Below are 14783 nucleotides of genomic sequence, written 5' to 3'. Positions count from 1 at the left end.
ACGAACAGATAGGAAGCACGCTCATTAAGAACGACCGCCAAATGTTGCGCGAGGGGGGGCGGACCGGGCTGGAGGTTGCACCGCCCCTCGTCCGATCGATGTGGGACCGCTGACCGGTGCAGCTGGAGCCATGCCGGTATACGAAGTAACGGCCGCACGAGGCAGCTGCAGGACACGGCTTTGGTCACCTTTGATGAAGGTGACATTGCGACCGTTGATGGACTGGAGCGTCCACCCTTCGATGTTGTCATTCAGACGTGCACGGCGGTGCTTGCCGGCCACTTCGATGATGATGCCTCCCGCACCATCGCCGACAAAGACGCCTGACAGGCGAGCGGTGCTGAGGTTGTCGACCTGCACTTCCTCGGCGGCCTTGGGCGGCGGAGGCGGTGGAGGCGGCCTGCGCGTGAAAGCAAACAATGGCCGATCCAGCATCGCAATGAACTGCCCGGTATCTGCGTTGGTCACCCCTGGCAAAGCGGGAAGCATGGCAGCGAAATCCGTTCGGTGAGGCGTTGGTTCTTGCCAATGCACATTGCGAACGCTTCCATCCGGCGCAACCCACATCCATGCCAGAAGGATCAGCAACGCTGCATTGGCCAGCAGCAGCAGATGCAAGGCATACCGCTTCATGTGCGCTCCCGCAATACGCTGAGGCCAAACTGCGCCGACAGCCGGGGAGCGACCTTGGGATCCGAGTTGGCATAGCCGCCTTGGAGCTGAATGTCCAGATCATTGATGACGATGATGGGCATTTGACTGGTCAGAACGGCCAGCGCGCTTTGCAGGGCCAGCATTTCGCCCTCGGTCCGCACCGTCAGCGGAATGCGATCAAAGCCCTTCTCGTCCTTGGCAGGCAGCACCTGGCTACTGATCACCTGCAAGCCCGCCGCACTGAAGATATCCCGGATCCGCTGCTGAGCCGCATTGCCAGTCTGGTTGGCATCCTGGGATGCCGGATAGATGTACTGCGTTCTTGCCGCATTGGCCTGCGCAAGCACGGCTTCAATATCCGTCCGCTGCGACTCCAGGCCCAGAAGCCGCGCATAGCGCGGCTCCATTTGCGCCAGTTGAGACTCGGCACCTTGGTGCTTTTCAGCGATGTACCAGCCCAACATGACCAGGGGGAGGATCGCCAGAGCCAGAGTACAGACGAGGATCAGCCCCTCACGGGATGAAATGCGTTTCATGGCTTGGTACGGTTCGCAGGCGAAGAAGCGGGCAATGCAGGTGCAGTGGTGGTACGGCCGCCGAATGTGGCGACCGATCCGCCAAAGGCAGCTCCACCAGCCGATGGAGAGGCACTGGCCGGCGGCGGTGCGACTGCGCTGGAGGATGAATTGGCGGGCAACGAAGCTGGGGCGACAGGCGCTCCGGCCACGCTAGCGCCCGAAGCAGCAGCGCTGGCAACACCCCCCGGGGCAAGGACCGGCGTCGCGGCTCCAGTGGAGGCGACTGCGGCCTTGCCTGCGACTACACTTCCCACCACCCCGAAAAACTGAGGATCCAGCGTGAATTCAATGGCAAACGTTTCCTTGGGGGAATTCCCCATCCGGGTGGCAGCAGATGGGGCACGGACCTCTCGCAACCCCGGCTCATTGCCCAGCACCTGCATCAGGGCGGCCGCATTTCCGGTCATTCCCACAATGGTCACTTTGGCGCCTTGCATGCGAAAACTCTGCAGATAGGTATCGTCCGGCAGCAGCTGGGTCAGTTTGTCCAGCACACGCAAAGGCTCGATGCGCGTGGCAAGCACTTCCGACAGCATTCCGAGCTTCTCTGCCGATTGCATGAGCGCATCCCGCTTGGCGACGACCGGAGCCGTGCGCTTGGCCGCATCCTGATAGCTCTGCGCCGCCTCGATCGCGCGCTCACGCAATTGGAGCGTAGGGGTCACCGCAATGACCATGGCCAGTACAGCCATCGAGAGCAAAAGCCCATAACCCGCGCGCCTCCATCTCAGTGCATGCGCATGGCGCAAGCCTTCACCATAGCCACCAAGCACGATGGGGCGCTGTTGATTGCTGCGCACCCAGACTTCCGGGTTTGACACGCCGCCAAGGCGAGCGGCCTGGGAGGCGAGGTATTGGGCGACCTGCCTGCGAGACGCCAGGGCCAGCTCGATTCGGGAAGTGCCCGTGGAGCCTTCGATCAAGCGATAGCCCCACACCAGATCCGCCTCAGGAAAGGGACTGATGGCACGCACTTCCAAAGCACCGGCTTTGGCGATGTCCGATTCAGCCATGGGCGGCAAGGTCAGCGTCCTGCGAAGCACGAATTCTTCAGGCAGTTCAACGGCGGTGAAGCTGGCCTTGACCGGGCCCGCCACCTTGGACTGCTTTTCGTCCCCCAGCCAGAAAGAGAGGCCGTCCTCGGGATGGAGCAGCACGACCGGCGCGGACGGCGTCAGCCAGGAGAACAGCGGCCACGCATGCATGCCCTGCCAGGGGCTGCGGACATCACGCCAGAGCGCGTGCAAGTCGATTCCCAGGAAACGGGCATCGGAGGAAATGGAAGGCATGGGTGGCTCAGGAGTTTTTACGTATCACGGGCTCAACGCTTGAACTGGCACGGAAGGTCTGCCACGGCAAACCGCCCTTCGCACGTGCGTTGAAATCGATGCTGCGCGATACGCGCAACCAAACACCGTCCGGCATGGGAACCCTTGCCTGGATTCGCAGCCGCCGAACCGTCGAGTTATCCAAAAATGCGGCCTCCAGGGCCGTGGTATCGATGCCTTCAGCGCCGGCATCCCGGTCCGCTACGATGCGCATGGCGACTGCAGCGTTTCCTCCGGCAAGGACGGTCAGTACTTCCAAGGGCGCAGCCATCGGATTGACCAAGCCTCGCCCTCGAAGATCTGCAGTGATGAGCGGCGAAAGTCTAGCATAGAGGGTGTAGTCCACCCCGGGCACCTTGAGCAGGTCTTCTTCCGATTCAAAACGCTGCGGCACGCCGCGTGGATCGCGCCGCTCACGCATTTCCACTGTGGCTTGAGCGAGCCCCTGGGCCGCCTCTGCCGGCATTTCGCCGGCAACGGAAAAGAGCTTCGCCAGCAAGGCAACAGGCGCACCATTGATGTCGATCAAGCCGTTCAAAGGCATGGCTTGGACCTGCATCGTGACCCCGCGATAGTCGATCTGTGCCTGCCGGGTGCGGGCCAGGGGGGTGTTGCTGGCCACCAGCGCCTGCAATGCCAGTTGAATCGCCGCATCGCCCAGCGCTTGGGCCTGGACGTTCTGGCGCGACAAGGACATGACGCGCGCCTCTTCCCTGATGGATCGTGTCAGGCCAGACACGATGATGGTGAGGGCTGCGACCATCCAGAGCACGGCCAACAGCGCCATGCCGCGCTGTTTCTTGTTACGGTGCTTACTTGGCTTGCGCTGATTCACGAGCGGCTCCCGCCAAAAGTGGCTCCGTCGCTGGCCGGATCGCTGGATGGCAGAACGCGCATCGGAATGACGATGTCCGGCCAAACGCCTGCGGAGGTCCGGATCGCGATCGAAACCCGTTGAGGCAGCCGATCAACCGCCTTCCAGGGAGCGCCCCAGACAGGAGGCTCCTCGTTGGCGTCTTCGTACCGGAGTGAAAAGCCGGTCATCCCATCCACCAGCACGTAGCTGGCGGCCTGGCTCCAATCCGGCGCCACGCCTCCATCGATCCAAGGCAAGTACCGCAATACCAAAGCAGGCCCCGATGCCTGGTCCAGCACGCCCAATCGAAAATGGTAGCGCCCACCCGCACCGTAACGGGCTGGCATCACCCCCACCCAAGCCATCTCCTCGGGCAGCCCGATGAAAAAGTACGGGCTCTCGTCGATGGAGACGACCGCCGCCCGCTTTTGCAGAGACACCCGGCCCAGCACCGAGCGCAGAAACCCGTTGGCCACCCGCAGTTCATCGGTCCGCAGCATCCGGCGATCCACCCTCTCTTCCGTTTGTGCCGTGGTACGCAACGCGGACCCCAGGGCCAGCATCACGAGCGACAGCAAGGTGATGACCACCAGCAGTTCCACCAACGTGAAGCCGCGCTGGCGCAGCGCCTTCGAGCCTTCAGACCACCGCTTCATCATCCACGCCCCGGCTCGGGCGGCTTGCGCTGCGGCCGCAAGGTGCTCAGTTCGAAGTTGCGCAGGCGCACACCGTCCGACCAGGAGATGACGATGTTCACCTCGTGCAAAGGCGGAATGGCGGGCCCCTTGAACTCCGTCACATAGGGCGCCGTGGTGATGCGCCACTGGTAGCCAGCGGACTCCCCCGACTGGTTCAAGCCCTGCTCAGGGATGGCGTCGCGCAGGGAGAGCAACGACTCGGCCAGCACCACCGCGCGTTGATACCGATCCACGTCCGCAACGCTGCGCGCGCTGCTGCCCATGGCGCGGTAAAGCATGCCAAGCGACAACGCCATGATGGCGAAGGCCACCAGTAACTCCAGCAAGGTCAAGCCCCGCTGTCGGCGATGCAAGCCGCGCGTCATCGGGTGAGGGCCTCTTGCGTCACGCGCCCGGACAGCCAGTCCACCCGCAGCCGAGTGCCGATGCCGGGCGCCCTCAGGATTTCGATGCTGCCGCCCGTGGCGCCGCCACCCGGAAGGAAGCGGATGGCCGCCTGGCTCTGCGCATTCAATTCGGTACCGGCCACGATGGCACGCAACTGCAGCGGCTGCGGCAACGGCTTCAAGGCGGAGTCGTTGCCATACATGCGATTCTTCAAGTCCACGGAGAAGCGGACCTCCCGCCCTTCCGCCATGGCGGTAACACGGGCGGCACGCATCTGGCTGATCATCGTGCGGACCGTGTCACGGTACTGCGCCGAATCCCGCAGCCGATCGAAAGCCAGCGGTGCCAAGCCGATCACGAGGGCCAGGATCGCGAACACGACCAGCAACTCGACCAGCGTAAAGCCGCGCTCGCGCCGCATGGCAGGACGCCTGGGGATGCAGGCGATCAGGGCGTGTTGCGGATGTCGGCCGCTTCGCCTTCACCGCCGGGGGCGCCATCGGAGCCGAGTGACAGGATCTCGATGCCGCCGTTCGGGCCCGGGTTGGCATAGCGGTAAGGATGGCCCCAGGGGTCAGAAGGCACGCCGCCTTTGAGGTAAGGGCCTGTCCAGCCGTTCACGGAGCCGGGGCGCTTCACCAGTGCCTCCAGGCCTTCTTCGGTCGAAGGGTAGCGGCCCACATCGAGCTTGAACAACTCGAGCGACTTGTCCAGGTCGGCGATCTGCACACCGGCCGTCTTGGCCTTGGCGCCGCCCAGTTGGTTGAGCACACGGGGGCCTACCAAGCCGGCGAGCAGCGTCAGGATGGCCAGAACGACCAGCAGTTCGATCAGGGTGAAGCCGCGGGCGGATTTGCGTTGCATAGGGGTGCCACAGGAGCGGCCAGCACGGGAATGCGCCATGGAAGAGGACTCCTTGGACAAACAAAAATTATACGGCGAGGTCATTGATGGACAGGATCCCGAGAAGGATGGAAACAATGATGGCGGCAATCAAAATACCCAGCACCAGAATGAGCACCGGCTCCACCAGCGTGAGAAGGCGTTTGATACCGGTTTCGACTTCGCGGTTCAATATATTGGACAGCTCGAGCATCATCTGACCGATGCGGCCGGTTTCCTCGCCTACCCGGATCAGGTTGATCGCCAGCGGTTCGAAGATGCCCGTCGCGGAAACGGCCTGGACAACCTTGCCCCCTTCTTTCACGATGGGAGCAACACGGGACAGGGCCTGCTGCAAGACCGTGTTGCTGACGGTTTCGGTCGCAATGTGCAGGGCCGTCAGCATGGGCACGCCATTGCCGAGCAAGGTGCCCAGGGAGCGCGAGAACAGCGTGAGCTGGTATTTCAGCGCCAGACGCCCCATGAGCGGCAGCTTCAGCAGCCGCGCCTGCCACCATTGGCGCCCGGCGGGAGAGGCCGCCCAGCGGCGCACCATCAGCCCCAGGCCCAGCGCCACGATGCCGATGAACAGGCCGTAGCGCGTGAAGGCATGGCCCAGCGCCATGACGATCTGGGTCGGCATCGGGAGCGCATCGCCCATGTCGGTGAACAGTTTTTCGAACTGCGGCACCACGAAACCCAGCATGGCGATGAGCGACAGCACGGCCACGCCCAAAAGGATCGCGGGGTAGATGGTGGCGGAGATGACGCTGTCGCGCAGTGCGCGCTGCCGCTCCATGTGCTCCACGAGCCGCTCCAGCACCGACGACATCTGGCCGCTGGCCTCGCCCGAGCGGATCATGTTGATGTAGAAATCGCCGAACAGCTCGCGGTGCTGCGACAAGGCGCGGCTGAGCGGCGTGCCGCCCTTGACCGCGTCCAGAATGCCTTGCAGCAGCTCGGCCATGCTGGGTTTGTAGCTCATGTCGATGAGCACGCGCAACGCGTTGTCCAAGGCCAGTCCGGCCCGCAGCATGATGGACAGCTCGGAGGTGAGCGCAAGCACATCGGCCGCCTTGACCGGCCCCTTGCCGCTGCGCCCCTTGGGCACGGCAGCGGCCCCGATGGCCTCATTGGCGGAGGCGGTGCCCATGGCACTGCTGGCGCCCGGGCCGGCGGAAGCACCGATCGAGTCGCTGATGGTCAATGGCGTGAGACCCTGCGCCCTGAGTTGCTTGAGCGCCTGGGCTTCGTTGATGGCCGTGAGCCGGCCCTCGGCCACCTTGCCCGAGGCGGCGGCGGCCCGCCAGACGTAATCAGGCATCGGCTTGGTCCTGCGTCACGCGGGCGAGCTCATCGAGCGTGGTCATGCCGGCGGCCACCTTGCGCAGCCCGTCCTCGTACAGGTTGAGCATGCCGCCCTGCGCCGCCAGCGCATTGAGCGCGTTGGCATCGCGGCCTTCGATGATGGCGCGGCGCATGGGCTCGTCCAGCACGAACAGTTCATGGATGCCGGTCCGGCCCCGGTAGCCGGAACCTCGGCAGTGCTCGCACCCCACGGCCCGGTAGATGGCCTGGCCGACGCCGCTGAAGCGCGCCAGCCCCGTGCTCTGGCGCACGTCCTCGCCCGGCTCGAAAGGCTCCTTGCACTGGCCGCACAGCGTGCGCACCAGGCGCTGGGCCAGCACGCCGTTGACGGCGGAGGTGATGAGGTAGCCCTCCACACCCATGTCCTTCATCCGGATCACGGCGCCGGCGGCCGTGTTCGTGTGCAGGGTGGAGAGCACCAGGTGCCCCGTGAGCGCCGATTGCACGGCGATCTGGGCGGTTTCGCCGTCGCGCATTTCGCCGATCATGATGATGTCGGGGTCCTGGCGCAGAATGGAGCGCAGCGCGTTGGCGAAGGTCAGGTTGATCTGCGGATGCACCTGGATCTGGTTGATGCCTTCCAGCTGGTACTCGACCGGGTCCTCCACCGTGATGATCTTGTTGGCCCCCGCATCGATCTTCGACAAGGCCGCATACAGCGTGGTCGTCTTGCCCGAACCCGTCGGGCCGGTGACCAGCAAGATGCCGTGGGGCCGTGCGAGCAGGCTGTTGAACCGCTCGAGCGTGTCCTTCTCGAAACCCATGGTTTCCAGCTGCAGGCGCACGCTCGCCCGGTCCAGCACCCGCATTACCACGCTTTCGCCGTGCACGGTGGGCACGGTGGACACCCGCAGATCGAGCTCGCGGCCCTTGACGCGCGTCTTGATGCGGCCGTCCTGCGGCAGGCGGCGCTCGGCAATGTCCAGGTGGGCCAGCAGCTTGACCCGCGAGTTCACGGCGGCGCTCAGGCGCGGCGGCACCAGTTCGCCCGCATGGATCACGCCGTCCACCCGGTAGCGAACGTGCAGTCCGTCGTCGAACGGCTCCAAGTGGATGTCCGAGGCGCGCAGATCGATCACACGGCCGATGATGGCGTTCACCAGGCGGATGACCGGCGCTTCGCTGGCCAGGTCCTTCAGATGCTCGACGAAGTCGCCGCCATCGGAGCCATCGCCGAAACCGTCGTCGGCCTCGTCGTCTTCGGCACCCTGCTCCACCACGGGCTCGGACAGGGCTTTCTCGATGTCGCTGTCCAGCGCCAGGTGCGGAACGATCACATGGCCCGTGGCCAGATGCAGCGCCTTGACGACGAACGCATCCTGCGGAACGGCCATTGCCACGTGCATGCGGCCTTCGCTGACCTGCAGCGGATACACGCTGTTGGCGTGCAGGAATTCCGGCAGCAGCCCCTCGACCTCGGGCATGAGTTCGGGAAACTCGCCAGCCGGCACGATGGATATCCCCAGCTGGCGCGACAGCGACTGGATCACGTCCAGCTCGGACACCAGCCCCAGCCGCACCAGCACGCGGCCCAGCAGTCCGCCCATTTCCTGCTGCGCGGAGAGGGCGCGCTCCAGGTCGCGGGCGCTCAGCTTGCCCGACTGGACAAGCAGCTCTCCCAGCGGAGGACGCGGCGCGGGCGTCGCGTCTGCCAGCGGTTCGATGCGGTCGGGAAGGGTATTCGTCGTCATGGAGGTGTGGGATGGCGCCGCGATCGGCGTTGCGCGCCCTCGGGCGCGCGCAATGGGGCCCAAGTGTAGCCGCGACGGCCTGGGGCCCACTCCCGCCAAAGCCATGGCCTTTGCACACCCCGCGGGCCAGCCGGGCCTTCGCTTAAAGTCGCGGGCCTCCCTCGATCAATTGATGCGACTGCCCGCCCCGCCCATGCAAAACCCTCCCAGACGGACTGCCCTGCACGTTTCCATGGCCCTCGCAGCCCTGGGTGTTCTTCTGGCCGGTGCGGGCGGCCTGGCGCTGCTCCAGCCGCATGCGCCTGCGCATCCGCTCCGTGCGGATCGCCTGCTGCTGGCCCCGATGGTCAGCGTCATCGAGCCCTGCGTGCTCTCGCCCGAGACCCTGCCGGCCGCGATGCAGGACCTGGCCGAGCGCTGCCAGGGCCCGCAGGGCTCGGCCGCCGCGCTCATCGAATCCACATTGAAAACGCTGCAGCCCACGGAGCCGCCATCGCCCCGTGAAGCCCTGGGCTACACCCTGCCCGTGCCGCTGCTGCGTCTTTTCCACCAGACGGCGGACGGGGACTGGCGCATCGACGACGAGAAAGTGGGGCGCCTGGTGCGCACGTTGCGCGACACGCCCCGGCCGGCGATCCTCTACCTGTTCTCCACGCATTTCTCGGCGGAGGCACCAATCGAGGCCGCGCTGGCCGCCGACCCGGCCAACATGGGCCACACCCGGGATGGCGCATTGGGCACCGACGACTATTACGACTCCAAAGTCTTCAACTGGACGTTCGCCACCACCCGCAACACCCTGACGCAGCGGCGCGCCCAGGCCATGCAGGCCGTGCTGGACGCGGCCTGCCAGCTGCCAGCGCAGGACCGCGCCAAGATCCGGGGCATCACGCTGCTGGGGGAACTGCACCACCTGTTTCCCAATTTCCAGGCGGGCATGGGCTTCGATGGCGCCTACCGGGTGACCGACTACAGCGCGGCCTCGGTCGAAGGGTTTCGGCACCACCTGCAGGCCGAATTCGGCCGCATCGAGGCGCTCAACCGTGCCGTGGGCGGCGACTACGCCGCGTTCTCCGAGGTGGAGCCCCCGTCCCGCGACATCCGCACCGAGCCGCTGCGCCGCTACACCGAGCACATCGATGCGTTCGCGCAGGGCAGCCTGCCCATTTCGGGCTGGGCGCATGTGGAAGGCGCCACCCCGGAGCACCCGGCCTGGATCCACATCTACCGCAACGGCCGCCTGGTGGGCAAGACCGCCGTGCGGCTGGGGCGGCAGGACGTGCTGGCGGCCAAGCCGGAGTTCGGAGACGCCAACACCGGCTGGCGCATGGACCTGGATTTCCGGCGCCTGCCGGCCGGGATGCACCGGTTGGACATCTTCCTGGAAACGCGGCCGGGCGCCCTCACCCACCTGGGCCGCCGCGACGTGGCCATCATGGACCGGCAGCAGAGCACGCCACAGCCGCAGCCCCAGGCAGCGCTGCCGGCCAGCACGCCTGCCGGGCCCGGCGTGCAGGCGCACATCGACACGCCGCGGGACGCGTCGTCGTACTACTACAACCCGCTCGTGCCGCTGTGGCATGCCTTTCGCGCGAAGCAGGTGGTCGACTATCTGCGGTATTTCGATGGCGAGGTGGCACGCTCGTGCCTGGCGGACGTGCCCCGCTACACCCACCAGATCGTGCCGTTCACGAACCCGGGCTGGGACGAGAACAAGTTCGCGATCCAGGCATCGCTGCGGCCGCTGGGCTCCATCCGGCTGGGCGTGAGCCTGTACGGCGAGCCGACCTACGGGCATTCCTACTTCGACTGGCTGGGCCGCAGCGGCCACACCCGCTACGGCATCACCGAGTTCCATCCCTTGAAGGCGATGGACGCGGCCGCCCTGCAGCGCGTGTTCGATGCCCATGCAGAGCGGGGTGCGGACTTTCTCTCGTTCTTCGCCGAGCCGCGCTGGCATGGCACCCTGGTGCCCCGGGGGCACAACATGTTCTCGTTCGATCCGGACAACCCGAAGTTCGGCTCCGACCACCTGTACCGGGCCACGCAGCAGACGCTGGCGCCCAAGGGCCCGTGAGCCGCTGCGGACCGGGCCCTGCCCCGCACAGCCCGCCGCAGGCGTCAGTCAGTCAAACACCTCGGCCTGGTCGAGCGGCAGGCCCTTCATGTCCTTGGCGGACAGGCTGGGCTCGCCGTCGAAGCGCCAGTCGATCGCCAGGGCGGGATCGTCCCAGGCGATGCAGCGCTCATGCTCGGGGGCGTAGTAGTCGGTGGTCTTGTAGAGGAAATCCGCGCTCTCGCTGAGCACCACGAAGCCATGGCCGAAGCCGGGCGGCACCCACATCTGGCGCTGGTTTTCCTCGCTCAACTCCTCGCCCGTCCATTGGCCGAACGTGGGCGAGCTCCTGCGCAGGTCCACCGCCACGTCGAACACCGTGCCGCGCACCACGCGCACGAGCTTGCCCTGGGGCTGGCGCAACTGGTAATGCAGGCCCCGCAGCACGCCGCGGGCGCTGCGGCTGTGGTTGTCCTGCACGAACGCATGGCGCGTGCCGGTGGCCTCGTCGAAGGCACGCTGGTTGAAGCTCTCGAAGAAAAAGCCCCGGGCATCGCCGAACACCTTGGGTTCGAGGACGACGACATCGGGCAGGCGGGTGGGAATGACGTTCATGGAGGAATTGCCAACAACGAAAGAAAGAAGAAAACCGGCGGAAGAACAGGACACGCGCGACGGACGCCAGCCTGGCGCGGCGGCGCGCCGGGCCTGTTGCGATCCTCGCGCTACTCGCGCGGCTCCCGCAGCAGCCGCTGCAGGTACTGGCCGTAGCCGTTCTTGGCCAGGGGCTGCGCCAGCCGAGCCAGCTGGGCATCGTCGATGAAGCCGTTGCGCCAGGCGATTTCCTCGGGGCAGGCGATCTTCAGGCCCTGCCGGTGCTCCAGCGTCGCGATGAACTGCCCGGCTTCCAGCAGGCTTTCATGCGTGCCGGTGTCGAGCCAGGCATAGCCCCGGCCCATGATCTCGACGTGCAGCGCGTCCTGCTCCAGATAGAGGCGGTTCAGGTCGGTGATTTCGAGTTCGCCCCGGGCGGACGGCTTCAGGCGCTTGGCCAGTTCCACCACCTGCGCGTCGTAGAAGTACAGGCCGGTCACGGCATAGCTGGACTTCGGGGCCTTGGGCTTTTCCTCGATGGACAGCACCTTGCCGCGGGCATCGAACTCGGCCACGCCGTAGCGCTCGGGGTCCTGCACGTGGTAGGCGAAGACGCTGGCCCCCTCCTCGCGCTGCAGCGCGCTGCGCAGCAGGTCCTCGAAATCGTGCCCGTGGAAGATGTTGTCGCCCAGCACCAGGGCGCTCGGGCTGCCCGCCAGGAATTCCTCGCCGATGAGAAACGCCTGGGCCAGCCCATCGGGGCTGGGCTGCACGGCGTAGCGCAATTGAATGCCCCACTGGCTGCCGTCGCCGAGCAACTGCTCGAAGCGCGGGGTGTCCTGGGGCGTGCTGATGACCAGGATCTCCCGGATGCCCGCCAGCATCAGCGTGCTGAGCGGGTAATAGATCATGGGTTTGTCGTACACCGGCAGCAATTGCTTGCTGATGGCGAGCGTGGCCGGGTGCAGGCGGGTGCCCGAACCTCCGGCGAGGATGATGCCCTTGCGTGCGGTCATGTGGTGCTCTCTCTGCCCTGGGTGCTAAAGGATTTCGGCCAGCATGCGCGAGACGCCCGCCTGCCAATGCGGCAGAACGAGGCCGAACGTGGATTGCAGCCGGCGGGTGTCGAGCCGCGAGTTGTGCGGGCGCACGGCCGGCGTGGGAAACGCGCTCGTCGGCACGGGCGCCACGTCGTTAGCTACTATTTTTATAGCACCACCCCCTAGTACCGATTGCGCCAGAACGTATTTTGCATAGGCATGCCAGTTGGTCTCGCCCCCGGCCACCAGGTGGTAGAGCCCGGCATCCTCGGGGCGCCGCTCCAGGTGGCGCAGGGCATGCGCCGTGACGTCGGCGATCAGGTCGGCGCCGGTGGGGGCGCCCCACTGGTCGTCGATGACCGTCAGGCGCTCGCGCTCCTGGGCCAGGCGCAGCATGGTCTTGGCGAAGTTGCCGCCGCGGGCGGCGTAGACCCAGCTGGTGCGCAGGATGAGGTGGCGGGCCCCGCTCTGCTGGATGAGCCGCTCGCCCTCGAGCTTGGTGCGGCCATAGACGGACAGCGGCGCCGGGGTGTCGGTCTCCACCCAGGGGCGCTCGCCGCTGCCGTCGAAGACATAGTCGGTGCTGTAGTGCACCAGCCAGGCCCCGCTGCGCGCGGCCTCCTCGGCCAGGACGCCCGGCGTGGTGGCGTTGAGCGTGCGTGCGAACTCCGGCTCGCTCTCGGCCTTGTCCACGGCTGTGTGGGCGGCCGCATTCACGATGACGTCCGGGCGCAGCGCGCGCACGGTGTCCACGATGCCGGCGGGATCGGCGAAGTTGCCGCAATGGTCGGTGCTGTCGTGGTCCAGCGCCGTCACGGTGCCCAGCACCGACAGGCTGCGCTGCAGCTCCCAGCCGACCTGGCCGCCCTTGCCGAAAAGCAGGATGTTCATGCGCTGGCCGCCACGGCGTTCGGTGCCGCAGCCGCTGCGCCGGGCACGGCCTGGTACTGCGTCTGCACCCATTCGCGGTAGGCGCCGCTGGTCACGGCCGCCACCCACTCGGGGTTTTCGAGGTACCACTGCACCGTCTTGCGGATGCCCGTCTCGAAGGTTTCGGCGGGCTTCCAGCCCAGTTCGCGCTCGATCTTGCGGGCGTCGATGGCATAGCGCCGGTCGTGGCCCGGGCGGTCCTGCACGTAGTGGATCTGCGCGGCATAGCTCTGGCCGTCGGCGCGCGGGCGCAGTTCGTCGAGCAGAGCGCACACCGTGCGCACGATCTCGATGTTGGGCTTTTCGTTCCAGCCACCCACGTTGTAGGTTTCGCCCAGAGCGCCGCCTTGCAGCACGCGGCGGATGGCGCTGCAGTGGTCCTTGACGTAGAGCCAGTCGCGGATCTGCATGCCGTCGCCGTACACCGGCAGCGGCTTGCCTGCCAGGGCGTTCACGATCATCAGCGGAATGAGCTTTTCCGGAAAGTGGTACGGCCCGTAGTTGTTGCTGCAGTTGGTGGTGAGCACCGGCAGGCCGTAGGTGTGGTGCCAGGCGCGCACCAGGTGGTCGCTCGCGGCCTTGCTGGCCGAATAAGGGCTGTTGGGCTCGTAGGCATCCGTTTCGGCGAAGGCCGGATCGCTGGCCGACAGCGTGCCGTACACCTCGTCGGTGGAGACGTGCAGGAAACGGAACGCGGCCTTCTCGCCCTCCGGCAACGCCAGCCAGTGGTGCCGTGCGGCCTCCAGCAGGCGGAAGGTGCCGACCACGTTGGTCTGGATGAAGTCCTCCGGCCCGTGGATGGAGCGGTCCACATGCGACTCGGCGGCGAAGTTGACGATGGCGCGGGGCTTGTGCTCGGCCAGCAACCTGGCCAGCAGGGCCGTGTCGCCGATGTCGCCTTGCACGAAGACATGCCGGGGATCGCCCTGCGCGCTCGCCAGGTTCTGCAGGTTGCCTGCGTAGGTGAGCTTGTCCAGGTTGACCACGGGCTCGTCGCCCGAAGCCAGCCAGTCCAGAACGAAGTTGGCGCCGATGAAGCCTGCGCCGCCGGTGACAAGAATCATGGGATGGGGGGGTCGCGCGAAGGCGCCGCTGTATCAAAGCGGCGGATTATCCCATCGCGTGCCGGGGCCCTGTTACGAGCCGCAGCGGGCCCGCCGCGCCGTTTAGGGGGCGCACACTACCCACGGCGCGCGCAGCGCACGTAAAGTCTGGAGCCGATGCCGCCGCAAACCACCCGGTCCGCGCGGCGCCGTTGCACCACTTGCCCCAAGGAAAGCCATCCATGCCCCGATCCACCAAAAACCCCGACGCACCGGACGACGCCGACCCGGCCGGCAGCGGCCCGTTCTACGGCAGCAAGGCGCGCGACTCCGCGCAGCAGATCTGGCAGGCGGGCCTGGGCGCGTTCGCCAAGGCGCAGCAGGAAGGCAGCAAGGTGTTCGAGGCGCTGGTCAAGGAAGGCGCGGCCATGCAGCGCAAGGGCCAGTCCACCGCCCAGGAGCGCCTGTCCGAAGCGGCCGAACGCATGACCAGCGCGGCCAGCGAATTCGGCACGCGCGCGGCGGGCCAGTGGGACAAGCTGGAAACCATCTTCGAAGACCGCGTGGCCAAGGCGCTCGCCCGGCTGGGCGTGCCCACCGCGCGCGAGGTGCAGGCGCTGCACGAGCGCATCGATGCGCTCACCCGGGCCCTGGAGGCCGCCACCCAGGCACAGGCCG

The 14783-nt window shown here is 66.4% G+C and carries 16 protein-coding genes; 2 read left to right on the top strand and 14 right to left on the bottom strand.

Annotated features, from left to right (window positions below):
• Window positions 1-24: 24 nt before the first annotated feature.
• Genes AC27IQ_RS05345 through AC27IQ_RS05300 form a run of 10 tightly spaced genes read right to left on the bottom strand, consistent with a single transcriptional unit; the run spans window position 25 to window position 8442 of the window.
• Window positions 25-633, bottom strand: coding sequence for a hypothetical protein (locus AC27IQ_RS05345; protein WP_284429717.1), 609 nt, complete (start codon window positions 631-633; stop codon window positions 25-27).
• Window positions 630-1190: a type II secretion system protein GspM gene (gene gspM / locus AC27IQ_RS05340; protein WP_284404909.1), complete on the bottom strand. Its 561-nt coding sequence runs from the start codon at window positions 1188-1190 to the stop codon at window positions 630-632. Before gspM ends, AC27IQ_RS05345 begins: the two co-directional genes overlap by 4 nt.
• Complete coding sequence (locus AC27IQ_RS05335; RefSeq protein ID WP_284429716.1) at window positions 1187-2521, bottom strand: PilN domain-containing protein; 1335 nt, start codon at window positions 2519-2521, stop codon at window positions 1187-1189. Before AC27IQ_RS05335 ends, gspM begins: the two co-directional genes overlap by 4 nt.
• A gap of 7 nt (window positions 2522-2528) precedes the next feature.
• Window positions 2529-3395: a type II secretion system minor pseudopilin gene (locus AC27IQ_RS05330; protein WP_284429715.1), complete on the bottom strand. Its 867-nt coding sequence runs from the start codon at window positions 3393-3395 to the stop codon at window positions 2529-2531.
• The gene (locus AC27IQ_RS05325; protein ID WP_487088708.1) at window positions 3392-4075 is read right to left on the bottom strand and encodes a prepilin-type N-terminal cleavage/methylation domain-containing protein; all 684 of its coding nucleotides are present in this window, start codon (window positions 4073-4075) and stop codon (window positions 3392-3394) included. The genes AC27IQ_RS05330 and AC27IQ_RS05325 overlap by 4 nt, the downstream gene beginning before the upstream one ends.
• Window positions 4072-4479, bottom strand: a complete 408-nt coding sequence (locus AC27IQ_RS05320) for a type IV pilus modification PilV family protein (protein ID WP_487088706.1) — start codon at window positions 4477-4479, stop codon at window positions 4072-4074. Before AC27IQ_RS05320 ends, AC27IQ_RS05325 begins: the two co-directional genes overlap by 4 nt.
• A complete protein-coding gene (locus AC27IQ_RS05315) occupies window positions 4476-4922 on the bottom strand; it encodes a GspH/FimT family pseudopilin (RefSeq protein ID WP_284404900.1) in 447 nt (148 codons plus the stop codon). The genes AC27IQ_RS05320 and AC27IQ_RS05315 overlap by 4 nt, the downstream gene beginning before the upstream one ends.
• A gap of 26 nt (window positions 4923-4948) precedes the next feature.
• Window positions 4949-5404 carry a type II secretion system major pseudopilin GspG gene (gspG, locus tag AC27IQ_RS05310; protein ID WP_092745333.1) on the bottom strand — a complete coding sequence of 152 codons (456 nt, stop codon included), beginning with the start codon at window positions 5402-5404 and terminating at the stop codon, window positions 4949-4951.
• A gap of 28 nt (window positions 5405-5432) precedes the next feature.
• Complete coding sequence (locus tag AC27IQ_RS05305) at window positions 5433-6707, bottom strand: type II secretion system F family protein (RefSeq protein ID WP_284429713.1); 1275 nt, start codon at window positions 6705-6707, stop codon at window positions 5433-5435.
• Entirely contained in the window at window positions 6700-8442 is a 1743-nt protein-coding gene (locus AC27IQ_RS05300; protein ID WP_284413851.1) for a GspE/PulE family protein, read from the bottom strand. The genes AC27IQ_RS05305 and AC27IQ_RS05300 overlap by 8 nt, the downstream gene beginning before the upstream one ends.
• Window positions 8443-8674: 232 nt before the next feature.
• On the opposite strand from AC27IQ_RS05300, the gene AC27IQ_RS05295 reads away from it, so the two are divergent.
• Window positions 8675-10519, top strand: coding sequence for a hypothetical protein (locus AC27IQ_RS05295; RefSeq protein WP_487088703.1), 1845 nt, complete (start codon window positions 8675-8677; stop codon window positions 10517-10519).
• Between the two features lie 48 nt (window positions 10520-10567).
• Here AC27IQ_RS05295 and rfbC read toward each other — a convergent pair whose 3' ends face one another.
• The 4 genes from rfbC to rfbB form a co-directional block, all read right to left on the bottom strand.
• On the bottom strand, window positions 10568-11113 hold the full coding sequence (gene rfbC, locus AC27IQ_RS05290; RefSeq protein WP_487088701.1) for a dTDP-4-dehydrorhamnose 3,5-epimerase: 546 nt from the start codon (window positions 11111-11113) through the stop codon (window positions 10568-10570).
• Between the two features lie 110 nt (window positions 11114-11223).
• Window positions 11224-12108 carry a glucose-1-phosphate thymidylyltransferase RfbA gene (gene rfbA, locus AC27IQ_RS05285; protein WP_272565182.1) on the bottom strand — a complete coding sequence of 295 codons (885 nt, stop codon included), beginning with the start codon at window positions 12106-12108 and terminating at the stop codon, window positions 11224-11226.
• Window positions 12109-12132: 24 nt separating this feature from the next.
• The gene (gene rfbD, locus AC27IQ_RS05280; RefSeq protein WP_487088699.1) at window positions 12133-13023 is read right to left on the bottom strand and encodes a dTDP-4-dehydrorhamnose reductase; all 891 of its coding nucleotides are present in this window, start codon (window positions 13021-13023) and stop codon (window positions 12133-12135) included.
• Complete coding sequence (gene rfbB, locus AC27IQ_RS05275; RefSeq protein WP_487088697.1) at window positions 13020-14126, bottom strand: dTDP-glucose 4,6-dehydratase; 1107 nt, start codon at window positions 14124-14126, stop codon at window positions 13020-13022. The genes rfbD and rfbB overlap by 4 nt, the downstream gene beginning before the upstream one ends.
• 221 nt (window positions 14127-14347) lie before the next feature.
• On the opposite strand from rfbB, the gene AC27IQ_RS05270 reads away from it, so the two are divergent.
• Window positions 14348-14783, top strand: a 436-nt coding sequence (locus AC27IQ_RS05270; protein ID WP_487088695.1) for a phasin family protein, incomplete at its 3' end; no start/stop codon positions are given.

Source organism: Acidovorax sp. KPB24-07 (assembly GCF_057543315.1).
The sequence above is the reverse complement of the archived record's forward strand: the minus strand, read 5'-3'. Positions and strand labels throughout refer to the sequence as shown.

Coding starts and splice junctions, on each gene's coding strand:
- AC27IQ_RS05345 (WP_284429717.1), bottom strand. CDS start 633: ATGAAGCGGTATGCCTTGCATCTGCTGCTGCTGGCCAATGCAGCGTTG.
- gspM (WP_284404909.1), bottom strand. CDS start 1,190: ATGAAACGCATTTCATCCCGTGAGGGGCTGATCCTCGTCTGTACTCTG.
- AC27IQ_RS05335 (WP_284429716.1), bottom strand. CDS start 2,521: ATGCCTTCCATTTCCTCCGATGCCCGTTTCCTGGGAATCGACTTGCAC.
- AC27IQ_RS05325 (WP_487088708.1), bottom strand. CDS start 4,075: ATGATGAAGCGGTGGTCTGAAGGCTCGAAGGCGCTGCGCCAGCGCGGC.
- AC27IQ_RS05320 (WP_487088706.1), bottom strand. CDS start 4,479: ATGACGCGCGGCTTGCATCGCCGACAGCGGGGCTTGACCTTGCTGGAG.
- AC27IQ_RS05315 (WP_284404900.1), bottom strand. CDS start 4,922: ATGCGGCGCGAGCGCGGCTTTACGCTGGTCGAGTTGCTGGTCGTGTTC.
- gspG (WP_092745333.1), bottom strand. CDS start 5,404: ATGGCGCATTCCCGTGCTGGCCGCTCCTGTGGCACCCCTATGCAACGC.
- AC27IQ_RS05305 (WP_284429713.1), bottom strand. CDS start 6,707: ATGCCTGATTACGTCTGGCGGGCCGCCGCCGCCTCGGGCAAGGTGGCC.
- AC27IQ_RS05300 (WP_284413851.1), bottom strand. CDS start 8,442: ATGACGACGAATACCCTTCCCGACCGCATCGAACCGCTGGCAGACGCG.
- AC27IQ_RS05295 (WP_487088703.1), top strand. CDS start 8,675: ATGGCCCTCGCAGCCCTGGGTGTTCTTCTGGCCGGTGCGGGCGGCCTG.
- rfbC (WP_487088701.1), bottom strand. CDS start 11,113: ATGAACGTCATTCCCACCCGCCTGCCCGATGTCGTCGTCCTCGAACCC.
- rfbA (WP_272565182.1), bottom strand. CDS start 12,108: ATGACCGCACGCAAGGGCATCATCCTCGCCGGAGGTTCGGGCACCCGC.
- rfbD (WP_487088699.1), bottom strand. CDS start 13,023: ATGAACATCCTGCTTTTCGGCAAGGGCGGCCAGGTCGGCTGGGAGCTG.
- rfbB (WP_487088697.1), bottom strand. CDS start 14,126: ATGATTCTTGTCACCGGCGGCGCAGGCTTCATCGGCGCCAACTTCGTT.